Origin of the sequence: Micromonospora sp. NBC_00389 (genome assembly GCF_036059255.1) — a bacterium.
In the GTDB taxonomy this organism is placed as follows: Bacteria; Actinomycetota; Actinomycetes; order Mycobacteriales; family Micromonosporaceae; genus Micromonospora.
Genome location: NZ_CP107947.1, coordinates 2658286 through 2677074 on the forward strand (window position 1 = coordinate 2658286; position 18789 = coordinate 2677074).

7 protein-coding genes are annotated in these 18789 nt (G+C 67.5%); all 7 read left to right on the forward strand.

From position 1 onward, the window contains the following. The first annotated feature begins 5 nt into the window (after positions 1-5). The 7 genes from OG470_RS12710 (at position 6) to brxD (ending at position 18786) form a co-directional block, all read left to right on the forward strand. Entirely contained in the window at positions 6-1358 is a 1353-nt protein-coding gene (locus tag OG470_RS12710; protein ID WP_328423920.1) for an AAA domain-containing protein, read from the forward strand. Positions 1359-1428: 70 nt separating this feature from the next. Continuing rightward, positions 1429-3189 carry a DUF262 domain-containing protein gene (locus OG470_RS12715; protein ID WP_328423922.1) on the forward strand — a complete coding sequence of 587 codons (1761 nt, stop codon included), beginning with the start codon at positions 1429-1431 and terminating at the stop codon, positions 3187-3189. A gap of 106 nt (positions 3190-3295) precedes the next feature. Next, positions 3296-7489 carry a BREX system serine/threonine kinase PglW gene (pglW, locus tag OG470_RS12720; RefSeq protein ID WP_328423924.1) on the forward strand — a complete coding sequence of 1398 codons (4194 nt, stop codon included), beginning with the start codon at positions 3296-3298 and terminating at the stop codon, positions 7487-7489. Next, entirely contained in the window at positions 7486-11067 is a 3582-nt protein-coding gene (gene pglX, locus OG470_RS12725) for a BREX-2 system adenine-specific DNA-methyltransferase PglX (protein WP_328423926.1), read from the forward strand. The genes pglW and pglX overlap by 4 nt, the downstream gene beginning before the upstream one ends. Then, a complete protein-coding gene (locus OG470_RS12730; RefSeq protein WP_328423928.1) occupies positions 11064-14792 on the forward strand; it encodes a DUF6079 family protein in 3729 nt (1242 codons plus the stop codon). Before pglX ends, OG470_RS12730 begins: the two co-directional genes overlap by 4 nt. Then, positions 14789-17512: a BREX-2 system phosphatase PglZ gene (gene pglZ / locus OG470_RS12735; protein WP_328423930.1), complete on the forward strand. Its 2724-nt coding sequence runs from the start codon at positions 14789-14791 to the stop codon at positions 17510-17512. Before OG470_RS12730 ends, pglZ begins: the two co-directional genes overlap by 4 nt. Before the next feature lie 32 nt (positions 17513-17544). Further along, a complete protein-coding gene (brxD, locus tag OG470_RS12740; RefSeq protein WP_442931108.1) occupies positions 17545-18786 on the forward strand; it encodes a BREX system ATP-binding protein BrxD in 1242 nt (413 codons plus the stop codon). The last annotated feature ends 3 nt before the right edge of the window (positions 18787-18789 follow it).

Here is an 18789-nt window from a genome sequence, read left to right on the forward strand (position 1 = left end):
GCACCATGACCACCCTGCTCCTGCCGGACGCGCCGGCGGACCCGCCGTCGGTCCAGGCCGAGCGCGTCATCACCGAGGTGCTGGCCGACCTGCGCTCCGGCCTACACCGTGGCGTCGTGGTCGACTCCCCGCCCGGGGCCGGCAAGTCGACCCTCGTCGTCCGCGCCGCCGCCGAGCTGGCCCGCGCCGGCGAGCCGCTGATCGTCATCGCGCAGACCAACGAACAGGTCGACGACCTGATCGACCGCCTGGCGCAGAAGGCGCCGGAGCTGCACATCGGGCGGCTCTCGGCGACCGACTACACGGCGACCGACCGGATCAAGCAGTACGCCACGGTCCGGGTCGCCGCCAAGGTCGCCGACCTCGGTGGTCCGTCCGTCATCATCGGTACGGCCGCCAAGTGGGCCATGGTGTCCGAGGGCCGCTGGCCCTGGGCAATCGTCGACGAGGCGTACCAGATGCGGTCGGACGCCCTGCTGCGCGTTGCCAGCCGGTTCGAGCGGGCCCTGTTCGTCGGTGACCCCGGCCAGCTCGACCCGTTCGCCACCGTCGACACCGAGCGGTGGACCGGGCTGACCTGGGACCCGATGCAGTCTGCGGTAGCGGCGCTGCTGCGGCACAACCCCGACCTGCCGGTGCACCGGCTCCCGGTGTCGTGGCGACTGCCTCCCTCGGCGGCGCCGGTGGTGGCCCAGGCGTTCTACCCCTTCACCGGGTTCCAGGCCGGAACGACCGCCGGTGAGCGGTCGCTGTCGTTCACCACGGCCGGGTTCGGGCGTGGGCCGGTGGATGCGGCCGTGGAAACGGCGGCGGCGACCGGGTGGGCGCTGTACGAGCTGCCGGCCCGGCACACGCTGCGGACCGACGCGGAGGCGGCTGCGGCATGTGCTGCCCTGGCGCGGCGAGTGCTGGAGCGGGGAGCGGTCGCGGTCTCGGAACGCGAACCGGGGGGAGCGCCGGTTACCGCGGAGCGGATCGCCATCGGGGCCGCGCACCGCGACCAGGTCGCGGCCATCCGCGCGCAGCTTGGCGCGCCCGGAGCGGACATCACCGTCGACACCGCCAACCGGCTCCAGGGCCGGGAATACGACGTGATGATCGTGTTGCATCCGCTGTCCGGCCGGCGGGACGCGACCGCGTTCCACCTGGAGTCAGGGCGGCTTTGCGTGCTCACCTCACGGCATCGACACGCCTGTATCGTGGTGGCCCGGGCGGGGATCGCCGAGCTGCTCGACGCCCACCCGTCGACCGAGCCGGTGCACCTCAACGTGCCGGTCAAGTTCCCCGATGGCTGGGAAGCGAACCAGTCAGTGATGTATCGGTTGGCCGCCTACAGGAGCCCGCCGGGCCATACGTGAGCGCTTACGACATATCCCCCCGTCCTGTTACCCGTGAACGCCGATGAGTCGGCCGAGGGAGAAGAGAGCAGTGGCCTTCCAGACCCCGGTTTCAGTGGAAGAAATCCTGACCGCGATCCACCGCAAGGAGTACCTCCTTCCGGCGATCCAGCGCGAGTTCGTCTGGAACCCAGATCAGATTCGCCGACTGTTCGACAGCCTCATGCGCGGCTATCCGATCGGGTCCTTCTTGCTGTGGAAGGTGGGGCCAGAGACTGCCACCAAGTACACGTTCTACGACTTCCTCACCGACTATCACGAGCGGGACAATCCGTACGCCGCCAAGGCGACCGTGCCGACGGGCAGCGGCATCATTGCCGTGCTGGACGGTCAACAGCGGCTGACCGCGCTCAACATCGCCATCTATGGCAGTCACGCAGAGAAGCGCAAGTACGCCTGGTGGAGCAGTGCGGACGCGTTCCCCAAGAAGAGGCTCTACCTGAACCTACAGAAGGAAGCGGACGCCAATGAGCTGGGGCTGCGCTACGATCTGAGGTTCCTCACTGACCAGGAGGCGCAGCCGAAGGACGGCGAGCCCGACCGCTGGTACCGCGTGGGCGCTGTACTCGGCCTGGCCGATGCCGGGCCGGCGCTCTATGGAGAGCTGACCCATCGGAACCTCGACATGAGCAGCCCCGACTGCTACCAGCGGCTCTACGACCTCTACAAGGCGGTACGGGTTCAGAAGCCCATCAACTACTTCCTTGAGCAGACCCAGGACTCCGACAAGGTCCTCGACATCTTCGTGCGCGTCAACAGCGGCGGTACCACGCTGTCGTACTCGGACCTGCTGCTGTCAATGGCCACCAACCAGTGGCTGCACCTCGACGCGCGCGAGGAGGTCCGCAAGCTGGTGCAAGAGCTCAACACCGGCGGAGCGCGGGCCTTTTCCTTCTCGAAGGATGTGGTGCTCAAGACCGCCCTGATGGTGGCCGGCGTCGACTTGCGGTTCCAGGTCTCCAATTTCACCGAGAGCAACATGCGCAAGGTCGAGGATTCGTGGGGCACCACTCGGGCTGCGCTCACCCGGGCGGCCGCGCTGCTCGACACCTTCGGCTTCACCGCTCGTACGCTGACCGCGGCCAGCGTGGTGGTGCCGCTGGCCTACTACCTGGCCTACCGGGAGCTGACCGACAACTACCTGACTTCCGGCGCCGACGCCAAGGACCGGTTCGCCGTCCGCCAGTGGGTTACACGTTCACTGGTCAAACGGGGCATCTGGGGTTCCGGCCTCGACAGCCTGCTCGGCCGCATCCGTCAGGCGATCGATATGAATGGTGCCGACGGGTTCCCGGCTGCCGAAATCGAGAAGGAGATGGCCGCGCTCGGTAAGTCGCTCTCCTTCGACCCCACCGAGATCGACGAGCTGCTGGAGCTCAAGTACGCGAGCCCTCGCACCTTCCCAGTGCTGGCGCTGCTCTACCCCGGGCTCGATCTGTCAAAGGAGTTCCACGAGGACCACATCTTCCCGCGCGTACGGTTCCGCCGTAAGCAGTTGCGCGACGCCGGCATCGGCGAGGACCTCCTGGAGAAGTACGAGGCCTGCACGGACTTGCTGCCCAACCTGCAGTTGCTCGGCGGGGTGCCGAACGTCGAAAAGCGGGCGAAGCTGCCGGCCGAGTGGCTGCCGACCGCGTTCGCCACCGACGCCGAGCAGGAGACGTACGAGCGGGACAACGACCTGATCAGTCTGCCCGCCGACATGGGCGGCTTCCTGAGCTTCTTCGAGGAGCGAAAGGCCCGCATGCGGAAACGCCTGACAGGTGCGCTCGGTGTCAGCGTCGTCGACTAGCAGACCAACAAGGTGCGGGCGATGACGACCACCCGGAGCTGCCGGCGTGGGTTCTGGAACGATGGGTCGGCCCTGGTGGCCGGGGATGAACAGGAGGTGGCGCGACGTGCGGGCAGATAGCGCTCGGTGGCACGAGACGACCCCATCCGAGTTCCCCCATGAGCGTGAAGGACTGGCGCACCTTCGCGAGCTGCTACCCGATCGAGGACCGTTTCAGGCGTGGAGCAACTTTGAGTTCCGGGACCGTGACGGAAAGTGGTACGAGGTCGATGCGCTGGTGCTGGGCGAGCGCCGGTTACACCTGATCGAACTCAAGCACTACCAGGGGACAATCACCGGCAACGCGTACCGCTGGCAGCGCAACGGGCGCAGCGAAGACTCCCCGCTGCTGCTTGCCCGCCGCAAGGCACAACGCCTCAAGGGCGTGATTACCGACGCGCTGCGCGGTTTGCAGCCAACCCTGGATTCCCGGCACATCCCGTACGTGCAGCACTCTGTCTTCCTGCACGCGGCCAACGGGCGATGTGCGCTGCCGCCCAGCGACGCCACTGATCTGTTCGGCCTGGATGGCCACGAGCAGCGCAGCGGGCTGCCGAGTATCGCGCAGCGAGTGCTGGAGCCGTCACTGCCGGGTGAGCGCGCCGGTCTGATCGACCAGGACGACCTGGTGGTCGCCCTATTCGAGCGGATCGGCTTCGCCCTGCGCAGAGAACATGAGGTCGGCTCGTGGCGCCTTGTCGGTGCCCCACTGGCCGAGGGCGATGGCTGGCAGGACTGGCCGGCCGAGCACCGACTCGCCCGCCGGGACGAGGCCCGGATCCGGTTCTTCGTTAGCAAGCCGGGCGCTTCCGACGCGGAGCGCCGGTCCACCCTCCAGCTCGCCGAGCGGGAGTACGCGCTTACCAGCCGGCTGCATCACGACTCGATCCTTCGTCCCCGCGACCTGGTTGAGGACGATCTGGGCGTGGGTTTGGTCTACCCGCGCGACGACGAATTTCGCCGCCTGGACCTGTGGCTCGACGACCATGGTCAGGACCTGTCACTGCCGGCGCGGATCAGCATCATCCGCCAGCTCGCCGAAGCGGTGGCCTACGCCCATCGCCATCATGTGGTGCACCGTGGGCTGTCGCCAACGGCCGTGCTGGTTCGCCAACGCGACGAGGTCGAGGTGCGACTTGGCGACTGGCAGGTTGCTGGAGCCGATGCGCCCGGCAGTAGCAAGACGCCCAGCGGCACGGCTACCCGACTCTTTGCCGCGCTGGAGGGACGTGAGGCGGTAGACCAGGACCGGCAGAGGGCGCAGGCATACCTCGCGCCGGAGGGCCGGTGGGATCCCGGTGCGGATCGGGTACGCCTGGACGTCTTCGCGCTCGGCGCGGTGACATACCACGTAGTGGGCGGGCGGCGGCCGGCCATCGACTGGCTTGACTTGCGCGACCGGATTAGCCGGGACAAGGGACTGGATCTCGTCGCTGACGTCCCGGAAGTGCCCGCCTCACTGCGCCGCCTGGTACTCCAGGCCACACGCCCGGTCGTCACCGAACGACTGGCAGACGTGCAAGCGTTTCTGGCACTACTCGACGATGTTGACCGGGAGACCGCCGCCGGCGCCTCCGACGTGGTCGAGGACCCACTCGACGCGTCCCCTGGCATGCTGCTGGGCCAGCGTTTCGAACTGGTGCGTCGGCTCGGCTCCGGCTCCACGGCCGTCGGCTTGCTGGTCGAAGACCGCGCTGCCGGCGGTGAGCGTCGGGTGTTGAAGGTCGCACTCGACGACGCGGCCGCCGCGCGACTGCGCGGTGAGGCCGAGGTCCTGGGCTCGTTGCTGCCGCTGAACCATTCTCGGCTGATCCGGCTCGCCGAGAAGGAGCCGCTGCTGGTTGGCGCGCGCACGGCCCTGCTCTTGGAGAGCGCAGGGGAATCGACCCTCGCCGAGGCGCTGCGGGAGCGGTCGCGCCTGTCGCTCGACCTCTTGGAGCGGTACGGAAGCGACCTGCTCGAAGCCTTGGTCGCCCTGGACAAGGCCGGGATCGACCACCGCGACATCAAGCCCGCCAACCTCGGTATTCGTGAGCAGCGCGGTGACCGGGCCAAGCACCTCGTGCTCTTCGACTTTTCGCTGTCCCGGGCTGGTGCCTCGGCGGTGGAGGCGGGAACGCCGCCGTATCTTGACCCCTTCCTCGGCGCTACCACCCGCCCGACCTGGGACTCCGGCGCGGAACGCTATGCCGCGACGGTGACCCTTTTCGAGATGGCCACCGGCCAGGTGCCCCGCTACGGCGATGGGCGAACCAATCCATCGGTAATCGCCGATGAAGCTTCGGTCGAACCGGCGCCCTTCGACCCGAGTGTGGCGGCGGCCTTGGTTGACTTCTTCCGCCGGGCGCTGCGCCGCGACGTCCGCGACCGCTTTCACACGGCCACCGAGATGCTTGCGGCCTGGCGGGCGGTCTTCGCCGATACCGGGACTACGCTCCCCGATGGCGCCGACGCCCTTGCGGCCGCGGCGCAGCCCTCGACACCGTTGGCGACTGCGGGCCTTTCCGCCAGGGCACTGTCCGCCCTAGAGCCATTGCGGCTCAATACTGCCGGCGACTTGGCGGCGGTGGACCCCGTGCGGCTATCCCGGCTAGCCGGGGTTGCCGACGCAACCCGGCGTGAGGTGCGCAGCCGCGCCAAGCAGTGGCGGGAACGGTTCGGCCCGGCTCGGAAAAGTGACGAGAAGACGGAAACCCCCCGCGCCATTTACGATCCGGTTTCGGATGCGTGGGGCACTGCTGACCTGTTGGTACGCGTGGCTCGAACTCCGGCTCGCCGAAAGGCCGCTCGGCGAATGCTTGGCCTCCTTGAGGAGGGGGAAGCGCCGGTCGATGCCTTCGCCTCGTTGACCGACCTCGCTCCGGCCCTCGGAGTGAACGGACAGCCCCAGGCTTCCCGCACCCTTGCCGGCCTCCAGGATGCGTGGGCCGCTGATCCTGAGGCGAGGGACCGGCTCGACGCGGTGCTGGCCCGCGGCTCCGATGTGCTGAGCAGCCTCGGCGGATTGGGAACCACCGATGACGTCGTCGCGGAGCTGACGGCGGAAACGGCTGGGGCCGACGCGTCGCGCGTCATTGCGGGTCTGCTGCGGCTCGCGCTGGACCGTGCCGAGATCGTCGAACGCGGTGGTGGCAACCGTGCGCCGATCGCCCGCCGTCGTCGTCGCCACCGCACTCAACTTCTCGCAGCCACTCCAGTACTGCTTGACGTGGCCGACGAGCTCGGGGCGCGGGCCGAAGAGCTGGTTACGGCAGCGCGCGCCGCAGGTGAGGACATCGTGCCGGTCGGCCGGGTGGCGGCCCGGCTGCGCTCAGTGTGGCCGGCCTCGGCGCCGGCGCCGGATGACATGCGCCTTGCACGCCTGGCTGCCCGCATGTCGAACCGCGCCGGCGCGTCCCGGCGTGGCGAACTGCACGACCGCGACCTCGATCCCGCCTCCGCCGTACGGATCGCGCTGGGTGGTTTGGCACCGTCGCAGCGGATGACCGTCCAGGACCTGGCCGAGCGGGTACGTGCTCGCTTCCCCGACCTGCCGCCGCTGCCCGGTCGGCCCCGCTTGGACCGGGTCGTAGAGGAAGCAGGGTTGTCGCTGCGGTGGGACGGCGAGGCGTACGCGGTGCCGTCGCGGCCGGCCGACACCACGGTGGCCAGCCGCGCCTCCGTGATCGCCGTTTCCGTCGTGTCGAGCCCTGGGGTCCGCACTGCTGAGGATGCCCGGTTGGCCGAGAGCGTTCGCAGCCGTTCCTTCCTCGCTCTCGCGGTCGCGCCGCACCGGCTGGACGTCGCCGCACAGATGCTGGTCGAGCGCTACGGAGCGCAGGTCGTCGACGTAACCGACGTGCTGCTGCGGGCGCTGCGGGAGGAGGCCGCGCGCCGGAGCGTCCCATGGGACATGGTGCGGGCGGCGGACGCTGCGGAACCGGGCAGCCGGCCCGAGCAGGGCCTGGCGGCGCTGGTTCGCGCCGCAGTACCTGCCGTCGAAGCGGCCGTAGCAGCGTCGGCCGGGGGACCGGAGGGTAGCCGACCTGTGCTGATGGTCGAGGCGGCGCCACTGGCCCGATACGGGCACACCGAGTTGTTGACCCGGCTGGCCGACATCACGCTGCGCCGCTCGCAGGCGGTGTGGCTGCTGCTCCCCGAGGAATCCGGCGGCGGCCCGGTGCTCGACGGAGCACCGCTGCGACTTGGCCACGGCGGTCAGTTCCTGCGGCTGAACGAGGACTGGCTGCGTACGCCATCACTAAAGAAGGAGTCCGCATGAGTGCCAAGACCAGTCTGACCGGGGAACTGCGGGCCGAGGTTAAGGCGCTGGAGGGCGACCTGCGGGCGCGGGTCGCAACGCAGCGGGATGTGGATGCCGATTGGCGTGCGCAGCATCGGGCGGCGCTGGCGTGCGGGCGTACCGGGGCGTCGTGGCAGGAGTGGTCGGACGACCGGATCACGCAGGCCGCAGTGGCGTGGGTGCTGACCACAGTCTTTATTCGCTTCGCTGAGGACAATGCCCTGGTCAAGCCGGTGTGGATTTCCGGGCCGAAGTCGCGGCGGGCCGAGGCGCTGAACGCTCAGGCCGAGTTCCTGCGCCAGGAGGCCCGCGACAATCCTGATGTCACCGACCGGGAGTGGCTGTGCCAGGCGGTCGACTATCTAGCCGGCCTCCCGGCCAGCCAGCCGTTGGTGGACGATACGTCAGCACTGTGGCTGGTCACGCCGTCCGGTGACGCCGCTAGCCGGCTACTGGCCTTCTGGCGCGAGCGCGACGAGGCGGGCGAGCTCCTGCGCGACCTGCAGGACGAGAAGCTGGACACCCGCTTCCTCGGCGACCTCTACCAGGACCTGTCGGAGGAGGCACAGTCCCGGTACGCGCTGCTGCAGACCCCGGTGTTCGTCGAGGAGTTCATCCTTGACCGCACGCTGGAGCCGGCGCTCAAGGAGCGTCCGCTCGACGGGTTTAAGTTGATTGACCCCACCTGCGGCTCCGGGCACTTCCTGCTGGGCGCGTTTTCACGGCTGCTTGAGCGCTGGGACCGGAAGGAACCCGGCCTGGAGAACCGGGCGCGGGTGCAGAAGGCCCTCGACGCTGTCCACGGCGTCGACCTTAACCCGTTCGCGATAGCCATCGCGCGGTTCCGGCTCACCATTTCGGCGATGCAGGCTTCGGGGGACAGGCTGTTGGAGGACGCTCCGAATTTCGCTTACCGCCTGGCGGTGGGAGACTCCCTGCTGCACGGCCTGGACCAGGCTGAGCTGGACTACGGGCCAGAGCACAGCGTAGATCGCACGGCGGCTAACTATGCGTACCCGACGGAAAACCTAGCTGCGCTGCGAAAGATTCTGACGAATGGCCGCTACGACGTGGTGGTTGGCAACCCGCCCTATATCGCGGTCAAGGACCAGGCGCTTAACCAGGCGTACCGGGACCGGTATCACTACCTCAAGGGCACCTATGCGTTGACGGTGCCATTCATGGAGCGTTTCTTCAACCTGGCGAAGCCCGGGGAACGAGCCGGCTGGGTCGGCCAGATTACGAGCAACTCGTTTATGAAGCGTGAGTTCGGCGCCCCGCTCATCGAAAAGTTTTTTCCGACAAAGGACCTGCGGTTGGTTGCGGACACATCGGGCGCCTACATTCCCGGCCACGGCACCCCAACGGTGATCCTGGTAGGCCGCAACGCCCGCCCGGTGAGGGATTCGGTGCGGGCGGTGCTCGGGGTGCGCGGCGAGCCTGGCCGCCCAGATGAGCCGGCCAAGGGCGTGGTGTGGACGGCAATTACAGGGTATGTCGATGAGCCGGGGCACTCCGACGACTGGGTAACCATTGCCGACCTCGATCGTAAGCGTCTTGCTACTCATCCTTGGTCTTTGGCCGGAGGCGGCGCTTCCGAATTGGCAAGCTATCTCAGCATTGGCACCGAGCCCTTGTCGCGCAGAGCCTCGTCAATTGGCTACACAGGCCAAACTAACGCAGACGACGCCTTCTTGTTCCATGCAGGTGCGTTGGCTCGGCGTGAGATTGATGAAGGGTGGCATCGGCCGTTCTTGACGGGTGATGATGTTCGTGACTACCAGGTAGCGCCCAAGAACGAAGCAATCTTCCCTTACGAAAGAAACAACGTAGCCAAGCTGAACGCTGGCTCTTTGCTTTGGCGGTTGATGTGGCCGAACCGAACAACGCTATGGGCAAGGGCTACATTCGGGAAGTCAACCTATCGCGAAGAAGGTCGGCCGTGGTGGTCCTGGCATCAGGTCGCGAAATCTCGGACTTCCGGACCGGTCATCACATGGGCCTTCGTGCAAACCTCGAACCATTTCGTTTTCCTTCGGGAGTGCTTGCTGCATAACCGACATGCACCCGTCATCAAGTTGGCGGATGGCGCGACAGAGAACGACCATTTGGTGCTGCTCGGGGTGTTAAACTCCTCCACCGCCTGTTTCTGGCTCAAACAGAACAGCCATGACAAGGGGAATGGCGGTTACGGGGGTGGCATCGCCGATCAGGAATGGGAGCGATTTTTCGAGTTTACCGGCACGACTTTGCAGGACTTTCCGTTGCCTGCGTCGTTGCCCCTCGACCGGGGGCGGTTGCTGAACCGGCTCGCGCAGCGGCTGGCCAGGCTGACTCCGCTGTCGACCATCGAGGCGGGGACCCCCACTCGCGAGGCGTTGGTGGAGGCGTACCACGCCTACGACGCCACGCGCTCCGAGATGATCGCGCAGCAGGAGGAGTTGGACTGGGAGGTCTACCGGCTCTACGGCTTGGTGGACGATGAGCTGACCTATCTCGGGGACGACCTGCCGGAGTTGGCGCTGGGCGAGCGGGCCTTCGAGATCGTCCTCGCTCGTCGTATGGCGGCCGGTGAGGAGCAGACCGCCTGGTTCGCCCGGCATGGTTCGACAGCGATCACCGGACCCCCCGCCCACTGGCCCGTGGCATACCGGGAGCTGGTTGAGCGACGGATTGCGTTGATCGAGTCGCACCCGTACCTGCGATTGCTGGAACGTCCGGAGTACAAGCGGCGCTGGGCCCGCGAGGCGTGGGAGAAGCAGGAGGGGCGGGCGCTGCGTGACTGGCTGCTCGACCGGCTGGAGGACAAGCGGTTTTGGTTCGACCGGACCGGTGTGCCGACGCCGCGCAGCGTCGCGCAGCTTGCCGACGACGTTGCGCGCGACCCGGACCTGGTTTCCGTGCTGGCGCTGTGGGAGGGCCGCCCGGACGTGCCGGTGGCTGCCAGCCTGGAGAAGCTGTTGGCCAAGGAGGCGGTGCCGTACCTGGCTGCCTACCGGTACAAGGACAGCGGTCTGCGCAAGCGCGAGGCGTGGGAGCACACCTGGGCGTTGCAGCGCCGCGAGGATGCGGGCGAGAAGTTCGGTTCGAATACCCTGAACGGCCCGATCCCTGTTCCGCCGAAGTACACCTCGGCCGACTTCGCCCGGAAGGAGTACTGGGACCACCGGGGCAAGCTCGACGTGCCGAAGGAGCGGTTCATCCTCTACCCTGACGCGAGCCGCGACACCGACCCGACCCCCGTGCTCGGTTGGGCCGGCTGGGACCACGCGCAGCAGGCGTTCGCCATCGATCAGCTCCTGCAGCAGCGGGAGGCCGAGGGTTGGCGTGAGGACAAGCTGATCCCTCTGGCGGCCGGCCTGGCCGAGTTACTACCCTGGGTGGAGCAGTGGCACGCCGAGCCGGACGCTTTCTATGGCGGGGTATCACCGGCCGAGTTCTTCCGCGAACAGCTCGCCGACCGGTGTCGACAGGTGGAGCGCACCCGAGAGCAACTCGCTACCTGGCGGCCAGCCCCAGCGCGGCGTGGACGTGCACGAAAGGCAACAACCACATGAGCACCCTGCTGCGCGACATCATCGACATTCCCGAGACCGCCGGCGCCGAAGATTACGTGTTGCGCCTCACCGAAGGCGTCGGCCGTAATCGACTTGCACGTACTGTTGAGGAGTACGTCGTCACCGACGCGCTGGCCGAGTCGTTCGACTCTGCGCTTGGCCTGGTCGGCTCGGCGTTGCGCGACGATCAGAGCCGAGCAGCGTTCCTGTCCGGCTCATTCGGCTCAGGTAAGAGCCACTTCATGGCAGTGCTCTACGCCCTGCTCGGCCACGATCCGCACGCCCGCGCCATCTCGGAGCTCCAGCCCGCGATCGCCCGCCATGACCCGGTACTTGCCGGCAAGAACATCCTTCGGTTGGCTTTCCACTTCCTGGAAGCCCGGAGCATCGAAGAGACCGTGCTCGGCGGCTACGTCGCGCAGATCCAGGCGCTTCACCCTGACTGTGACCTTCCCGCCGTCCACCGCGGCGACGCTGTCCTCCGTGATGGCGAGGCTATGCGGCAGCGCCTTGGCGACGATGCCTTTTTCGCCGGTCTGAACCAGCACGCAGGCAACGCCGACGTCTGGTCCGGTGTGCTCGAAGGCGAGGAGCCGTGGAGCGCGCAGTCGTACGACGAGGCCCGCGCCGCCGCGCCGGGCAGTGAGCGCCGGCAGCGACTGGTGTCTGCGCTGGTGAAGGGGTACTTCACCGCCTTTACGTCGACCGGCGAGTTCGTCTCGCTCGATGAAGGACTGGCTGCGATCTCCCGGCATGCCAAGAGCCTCGGATACAACGCCATCGTCATGTTCCTCGACGAGCTGGTGCTGTGGCTGGCTTTCAGCGTGCGGAACCGAGAGCTCTTCGGCCGTGAGGCACAGAAGATCACCAAGCTTGTCGAGTCCGGTTCCGGCGAGCGGCCCATCCCGCTGGTGTCGTTTGTAGCCCGGCAGATGGATTTGCGCCGGTACTTCGTCGACGCGGGTGGCGGCATGGGTTCTGAGCAGGACGCGCTCGACAATGCCTTCCGCCACCAGGAGGGTCGGTTCCTCACTATCCCGCTCGGCGACGACAACCTGCCATACGTGGCGGAGAAGCGGCTGCTCCAGCCGAAGGACCCCGCCGCCCGCACAATCCTGGACGACGCCTTCCGCCAGCTTGACCGGCGGCCGGAAGTGTGGGACGTGCTCCTCGACGGGGTCAACGCCGACGACAGCCACCGCGGCGCGGATCAGGAGGCGTTCCGGCGTACGTACCCCTTCTCCCCGGCGCTGGTATCGACTCTGCGGACGCTGGCCTCCGCTATGCAGCGCGACCGCACGGCACTCAAGGTCATGCAGCAGCTGCTGGTACGCCAGAGGGACCGCCTGACCATCGACGACGTGGTGCCGGTCGGCGATGTTTTCGACCTGGTGGTGGACGGTAACCAGGCCCTCACCCCCGAGATGGCGGGCCGATTCAAGAACGCCCGGGCCCTTTACCACGAGAAGCTGCGGCCGGAGTTGTTCCGCGACCACAAAGTCGCCGAGTCCGACGTGGCCGGCCTACCACCCGAGCATTCATTCTGGGCGGACGACCGTCTGGTCAAGACGCTCGTACTCTCCGCCGTGGCCCCCGAGGTGCCGGCACTGAAGGACCTCACGCCGTCCAGGCTCGCCGCCCTGAACCACGGCTCGATCACCGCGCCCGCCTTTCGGGGGCGTGAGGGCACGCTGGTGCTGTCGAAGCTGCGCCGTTGGCAATCTCCAGTGCCCGAGATCCAGATTGCTGGTGACACCCGTAACCCAACCATCCGGCTGCGCATCGCGGAGGTCGACTACGAGAGCGTCGTTGAAAGAGCCAAGGGTGAGGACAACGACGGCCGTCGCCGTGAAGCGCTTAAGGACTTGGTCTGGGAGGCGCTCGGTCTCAAGGACATTGGCGGCGATGCGTTCGGTGTGTCGCGGCAGGTGCAGGTCTGGCGGGGGTCACGGCGCGAGGTCGAGGTCGTGTTCGGCAACGTCCGGGATCGTGGCTGGCTGACTGACGGCGCGTTCGAGGCGGGCCTGCACACCTGGCGGTTTGTCATCGACTATCCCTTGGATGAGGAGGGGCACAGTTCGCTGGAGGACCTCAGCCGTATCGAAAGCTTGAAGGATGGCGGTCTGGTGACCCGCACCGTCGTCTGGGTGCCGCACTTCCTCGGCGCCGAGCGACAGCGGGAGCTGGGCCGGCTGGTCATCCTCGAATGGCTGTTCGGGGGCTCGGGTGACCGCTGGACCTCGCACGCCGACCACCTCGCCGAAGCCGACCGGGTACAAGCCAAGATCATCCTTGAGAATCAGCGCGACTCACTGCGTGATCGGCTGCGCCAGGCCGTGCAGGAGGCGTATGGCGCCGCTACGGCTACCCCTGGAACGCTGGAGACGCATCAGGGGCATGATCGAGTGCTGTTCAGCCTGCATCCGGAACTGAATCCAGCAGCGCCGGTCGGCCATGACCTGGCGGCGGCCTTCACCAATCTCGTAGAGCAGGCCTTTGCCGCGACATTCCCCGGTCACCCCCGTTTCGAGCCAGAGGACCGAGAGGTGCGGGTTAGTGACCTCAAGGCTGTCCTCGACGCTGTTGAGGCGGCGCGGCAAGATCCCGACGGCCGGGCCTTCATCGACCCGGCCCGGCGGGAGGCGGTGCGCCGAGTCGCGAACCCACTCGGCGTCGGCCACATGGGTGAGACGCATTTCCTCTTCGGCTCCGATCGCTTCCGCTGGGACATGCTGCTGTCGACGGCGATGGGCCGCGACGGGCTCTCGCCAAGCGACCCGGTGGAAGTGAAGCGGATGCGGGCCTGGATTGCCGCGGTGAACCCGCCGGCCGGCCTGCGTCCGGAGGTCAGCGACCTCATCATTTGTGCCTGGGCCGTGCTGCATACAAGGGCCTGGTACCGCTACGGCGGGCCAGTAACCCCCGCGCCGGCCCCGGGTTCCCTGACCCCGGAAATGGAGCTTCGTCCCGAACCGTTGCCTGCCGCAGGCGACTGGACCGCTGCCGTCGAGCGGGCCGCCGGCCTATTCCACATGGTCGGCAATCCGTACCTGACCGGCCAGTCCGTGACTGAGCTGACCCAGACGGTCAGTGAGCGCGCCGGCCAATTCGCTGGGGCATCAGAGCAACTCGTGACGGCACTCGAGGGCGTCTACCAGCGATTCGGCCTAGATCTAAATACCGCGGGCGGTCGATTGGCGACCGCCCTGGCGGCTCGCGCTCTAATGAAGGCGCTGATCTCTGCCCAGGACCGAGTGGCCCTCGTGCAGGTGCTCGCCAGGCAGGAGTTGCCCGGTACGGTACAGGCCACCGCCCGCTCTTTGGAAACCGCCGGTCTGCTGGCCGGTGCCATCAAGCAGTACCCATGGGACCGGCTCACGCCGGTGCGAGACGCCTCGGGTGGCACCGACGAGCGGAGCGTGGAGGCTCGGGGGATCCTCGAGCGGGTCCGGACGGCTCTCAAAGCTGACGAGCTCGCCCAGGCCTTGCAACCAGCGCTCAAGCGCGCCGAAGACGAAGCGTTCGCCTGGGCGCTTCGCACCTCCAAAGAAAATGAGGACAAGGACGACGAGGGCAAGGACGACAAGCGCAAGAAACTGGTGGCACGCGACCGGCGCCAGGTGACGAGCCAGGCAGACCTCGACGACGCGGTGACGCGGCTGCGGTCGTTCGTGACCGAGCACGAGGGGAAGAAAATCGTTGTTGAATGGCGGGTCGACGAGTGACAACAACAACTGTCGTCACTCTTCCGGTCATCAAGGCGCTGCTCGACGAGGCTGACCGCAAGCGCTTCGCCGGTGGCGTCCTAGGTGTTTGCGCGAAGCCCGATTGGGACGGTCCGACTGAGTTCGACCACAACGGAGTCCCCGTCCGAGTCGTGGCCTGCCCGTCAGCCCTGGCGGTGCGTGAGGCCCTGCTCGACCGGGCACCCGATCGCTGGCTCGTCGTGCTCACGGACCGCGAAGACACCGAACTTGGCGTTGGTATCACCGCGCATCTCGTCTGGCACCGGTTGCGCCGGCCCGACCCGTGGGCGGCGGTGCAGGACCGGTTTGGCGCTACCCGCATTGATCACCGACTGGTGACCGGTGGGCAGACGCGAGAGCTGGCCATCGGACTGCTGACCGCTACACCACCCGACGGGTGGGCACCAGCCCGTGCCGCTCTCCTCACCCGCGACCACGCACTCGGTGCGGTAGCCGCCGCCCGGCTGGAGCTCGGAAAGCCGGGAGAGCCGCTCGATCTCCCGGCCGTACTGCGCTGGAGTGCCCGCGCCGACGCAGCCACCGCCCTCGCTGACTTGCGGGCCCTCGCCGGCGACCGACTCGTCGAAGCGCTGCTCGATTGGATCGCCGAGCGTTGCGGAACGCCGGGAGAGGGAATCGGTCGACTGCTTCGCAACGGACGGGCCGGAGATGTCGTCCCCGCTGGACTCGTCGCCCGTGTGGTGCTTGCCGCCGCCCCCGGATCCGGCCCCCGCGCCCTGTTAGGCCGTGAAGTAGGCGGACAGCTGGCCGATCACGTCTGGAGCGCATGGGCTGCAGAGGCAGAGATGGTGACGCGCGACCTCGTTGTCGGTGACCACGACGCGGCGGCGTATGTCCTCGGACGGGCCGAAGTCCTGCTCGATCGGCTGGAAGCCGGCTCACTCGCGGCGGAGTCAGCAGTCTTGCGGCGCGGCCTCTCCTACCGGCTGGCCGCCCTTGGCGACGCGCTGCGCCGGGGCGCGGATCGCGCCTCCGCTCGCATGGCCGGAGACGGATCCGACGGGCCGCTCGTGGACGCGATCGTGCTGCCCGCCATCGAGGACGCCCGCCGCGGAGTCGAGGAGCATGCACTATCTCGCCACTCTGATGAAGTACGCGTACCCCGCGCGCTTGCCGGTGTCCGCTTGGCGCGCTGGCTCGCCCAACCCGCGGCTGCCGCCCACGACGTCGGTGCGCTTGTGGCCCGGCACCGCGACGACGATGCCTGGGCCGACCGAGCAATCGCCGACGCCTGGACCGGGGTAGAGGACGAAGCGCTCTCACAAGGCCTTCGCGCGATGCTCGGAGCGGCCCGGCTACGCCGAGACGCTCACGACGCGGCCTTCGGGCAGTTGTTCGCACAGCACGCCGAGCGCCGTGCGGCGGCGCCGGCTGGCCTGGTCTACCTCGAGGACCTGTTGGCCGGCACCGTCATGCCCCTTGCGAAGCGCCACCCGGTGCTGCTCATAGTTGCCGACGGCATGAGCCAGGCCGTGGCCACCGAGGTCGTCGACGACGTGGTGCGCCGCTACGACAGTTGGCTGGAGTGCCTGCCGACCGAGCGCGACAGGCGGGTGGCCGCCATCGCGCCCCTGCCCTCGCTGACCAAAGTGTGCCGGGCCAGTCTGTTCAGCGGAGAGCTGACGGTCGGCGAACAGCACGCAGAACGGAACGGTCTGGAGGTGCTCGCCAAGAGCCACGGCCTGACCACCCGGCTTTTCCACAAGGTATCGCTGGACACGAGCGTGGAGGGTTACGCCCTAGCCCACGATGTGGCAGCGGCTATCGACGATCTATCCGGCACGGCACTCGTCGCTTGCGTGCTCAACACCATCGACGATGCGTTGGACCGTTCAGACCCTGGTGGCACAGCGTGGACAGCCGACACCGTCAAGCATTTGCGACCGTTGCTCGAACGAGCCCGCCGTGCCGGTCGGATCGTTGTGCTGACCTCCGATCATGGGCATGTTGTCGAGCGCCGACAGGGTCGTCTGCATTCGGTGATTGGGGCGTCGAGCAACCGTTCCCGACCTGCTGCCGGAGGTCCGGCTCTAGCAGACGGAGAAGTCCGCGTCCGTGGATCTCGCGTGCTATTGCATGACGGTGACGCGGTGCTTGCCGTCGACGAGCGGCTGCGGTACGGCCCGCTCAAGGCGGGCTACCACGGTGGTGCGTCACCCGCCGAAGTAGTGGTTCCGGTCAGCGTGCTTGTGCCCGGTGAGGCACCCGACGGATGGCGACTCGCGCCTCCGCAATCGCCGAGCTGGTGGCGCGGGCCGCTGGCCGAGTCGGTCCGCCTAAAGGACGGGAAGGCCCCGTCTCGTGCCGTGGTTCCGACGCTGTTCGACGTCACGCTCCCCGAGTCGGTCACGGCCGACGGCCCGACGACGGTCGCGCAGGCCGTACTGGCCTCGTCCGTCTATCGGGAGCAACGGGCTCGCGCAACGCGGGCAGCCGTGACAGACGAGCAGATTCGAGGTCTGCTGGGGGCGTTGCTGGCCGGGCCGGCTCACCGGCTCGACCCCGAGTCGGCCGCCGCGGCGCTCGGCGTCGCGACAATTCAGCTCACCGGCGCGCTGTCGCAAGCTCAGCGTCTGTTGAACGTCGAGCAGTATCCCGTGCTGAGCCGTGACGCGGACGGCGCCACCGTCGTGCTTGATGTGGACCTAATGCGGGAGCAGTTCGGGGTGCAGCTGTGACAGCTACGCTCAGCCCTCGCCGGCGGAAAGAAGTGATCAACGCGTTGCGGCGTGGCACCGTGCCACAAAACGGTCTTGACGTGCTGGCGGTGGGCTTTGATCGCTTTCAATCCACGATGGACGATGAGCTCGAAGTCCTATCGTCTGGCGGCGCTGTCTTCAAGGCCGTGCGCGGTGAGTATGGCTCCGGCAAGACGTTCTTTGCTCGCTGGCTAGGTGAAAGGGCCAAACGGCGAGGCATGGCGGTTGCCGAGGTGCAGATCTCCGAAACTGAGACCCCGCTGCACCGATTGGAGACCGTGTACCGGCGGATCTGTGAATCGTTGCAGACCGCTGAGTTCCCGCCCTCCGCGCTGCGGCCCGTACTGGACGCTTGGTTATTCGGCTTGGAGCAGGAGGCCGGCGAGGCGGCCGACGCGGTATTGGAGCGGCGCCTGGCGTCGGTGTCCCGCACCACGCCTGCCTTCGCGGCCGCCTTGCGCGCCTACCGATGCGCTCTGCACGGCGGCGACGTATCTACTGCCGAGGGTCTCGTTGCCTGGCTCGGGGGCCAGCCCCATGTGTCCACCTCCGTCCGACGGGGTGCTGGCGTGCGCGGGGACCTGGATCACTTCGGGGCGTTCGGCTTCCTGCAAGGACTGCTCACCGTCCTGAGGGACAGCGGTCATCCCGGATTGCTGCTTGTGCTCGACGAGGTTGAGACGCTGCAGCGGGCCAGGTCCGATGTACGAGACAAAGCGCTGAACGCTCTCCGCCAGCTCATCGACGAGGTCGACTCCGGGCGCTTCCCTGGGCTCTACCTGCTCATTACCGGCACGCCGGCGTTCTTCGAAGGCACCCAGGGCGTGCAGCGACTGACGCCGCTCGCCCAACGACTGGCCACCGACTTTAAGACTGACGCTCGCTTCGACAACCCCCGTGCGGTACAAGTGCGGCTGCCTGGTTTCACGGAGGACTCGTTGCGCGAGGTTGGGACACGCGTGCGGGACCTGTTCGCCGGTGATGCTGGGAATTCGACACGCATTAGTCAGGTGGTCGACGAGCGGTATATCGGCGATCTGGCATCAGCCATGGCTGGACGTTTAGGCGGCCAGGTGGGAATCGCGCCTCGACTGTTTCTCAAGAAGCTCGTCGGCGAGGTTCTAGACCGCGTGGATCAGTTTCCCGACTTCGACCCGCGCGTTGATTACGCACTGACCGTTGCCGCCACCGAGATGACTGCGGTTGAGCGCAATGCCGCCAGTGCCGACGAGGTGTCGCTGGACCTGCCGTGAATT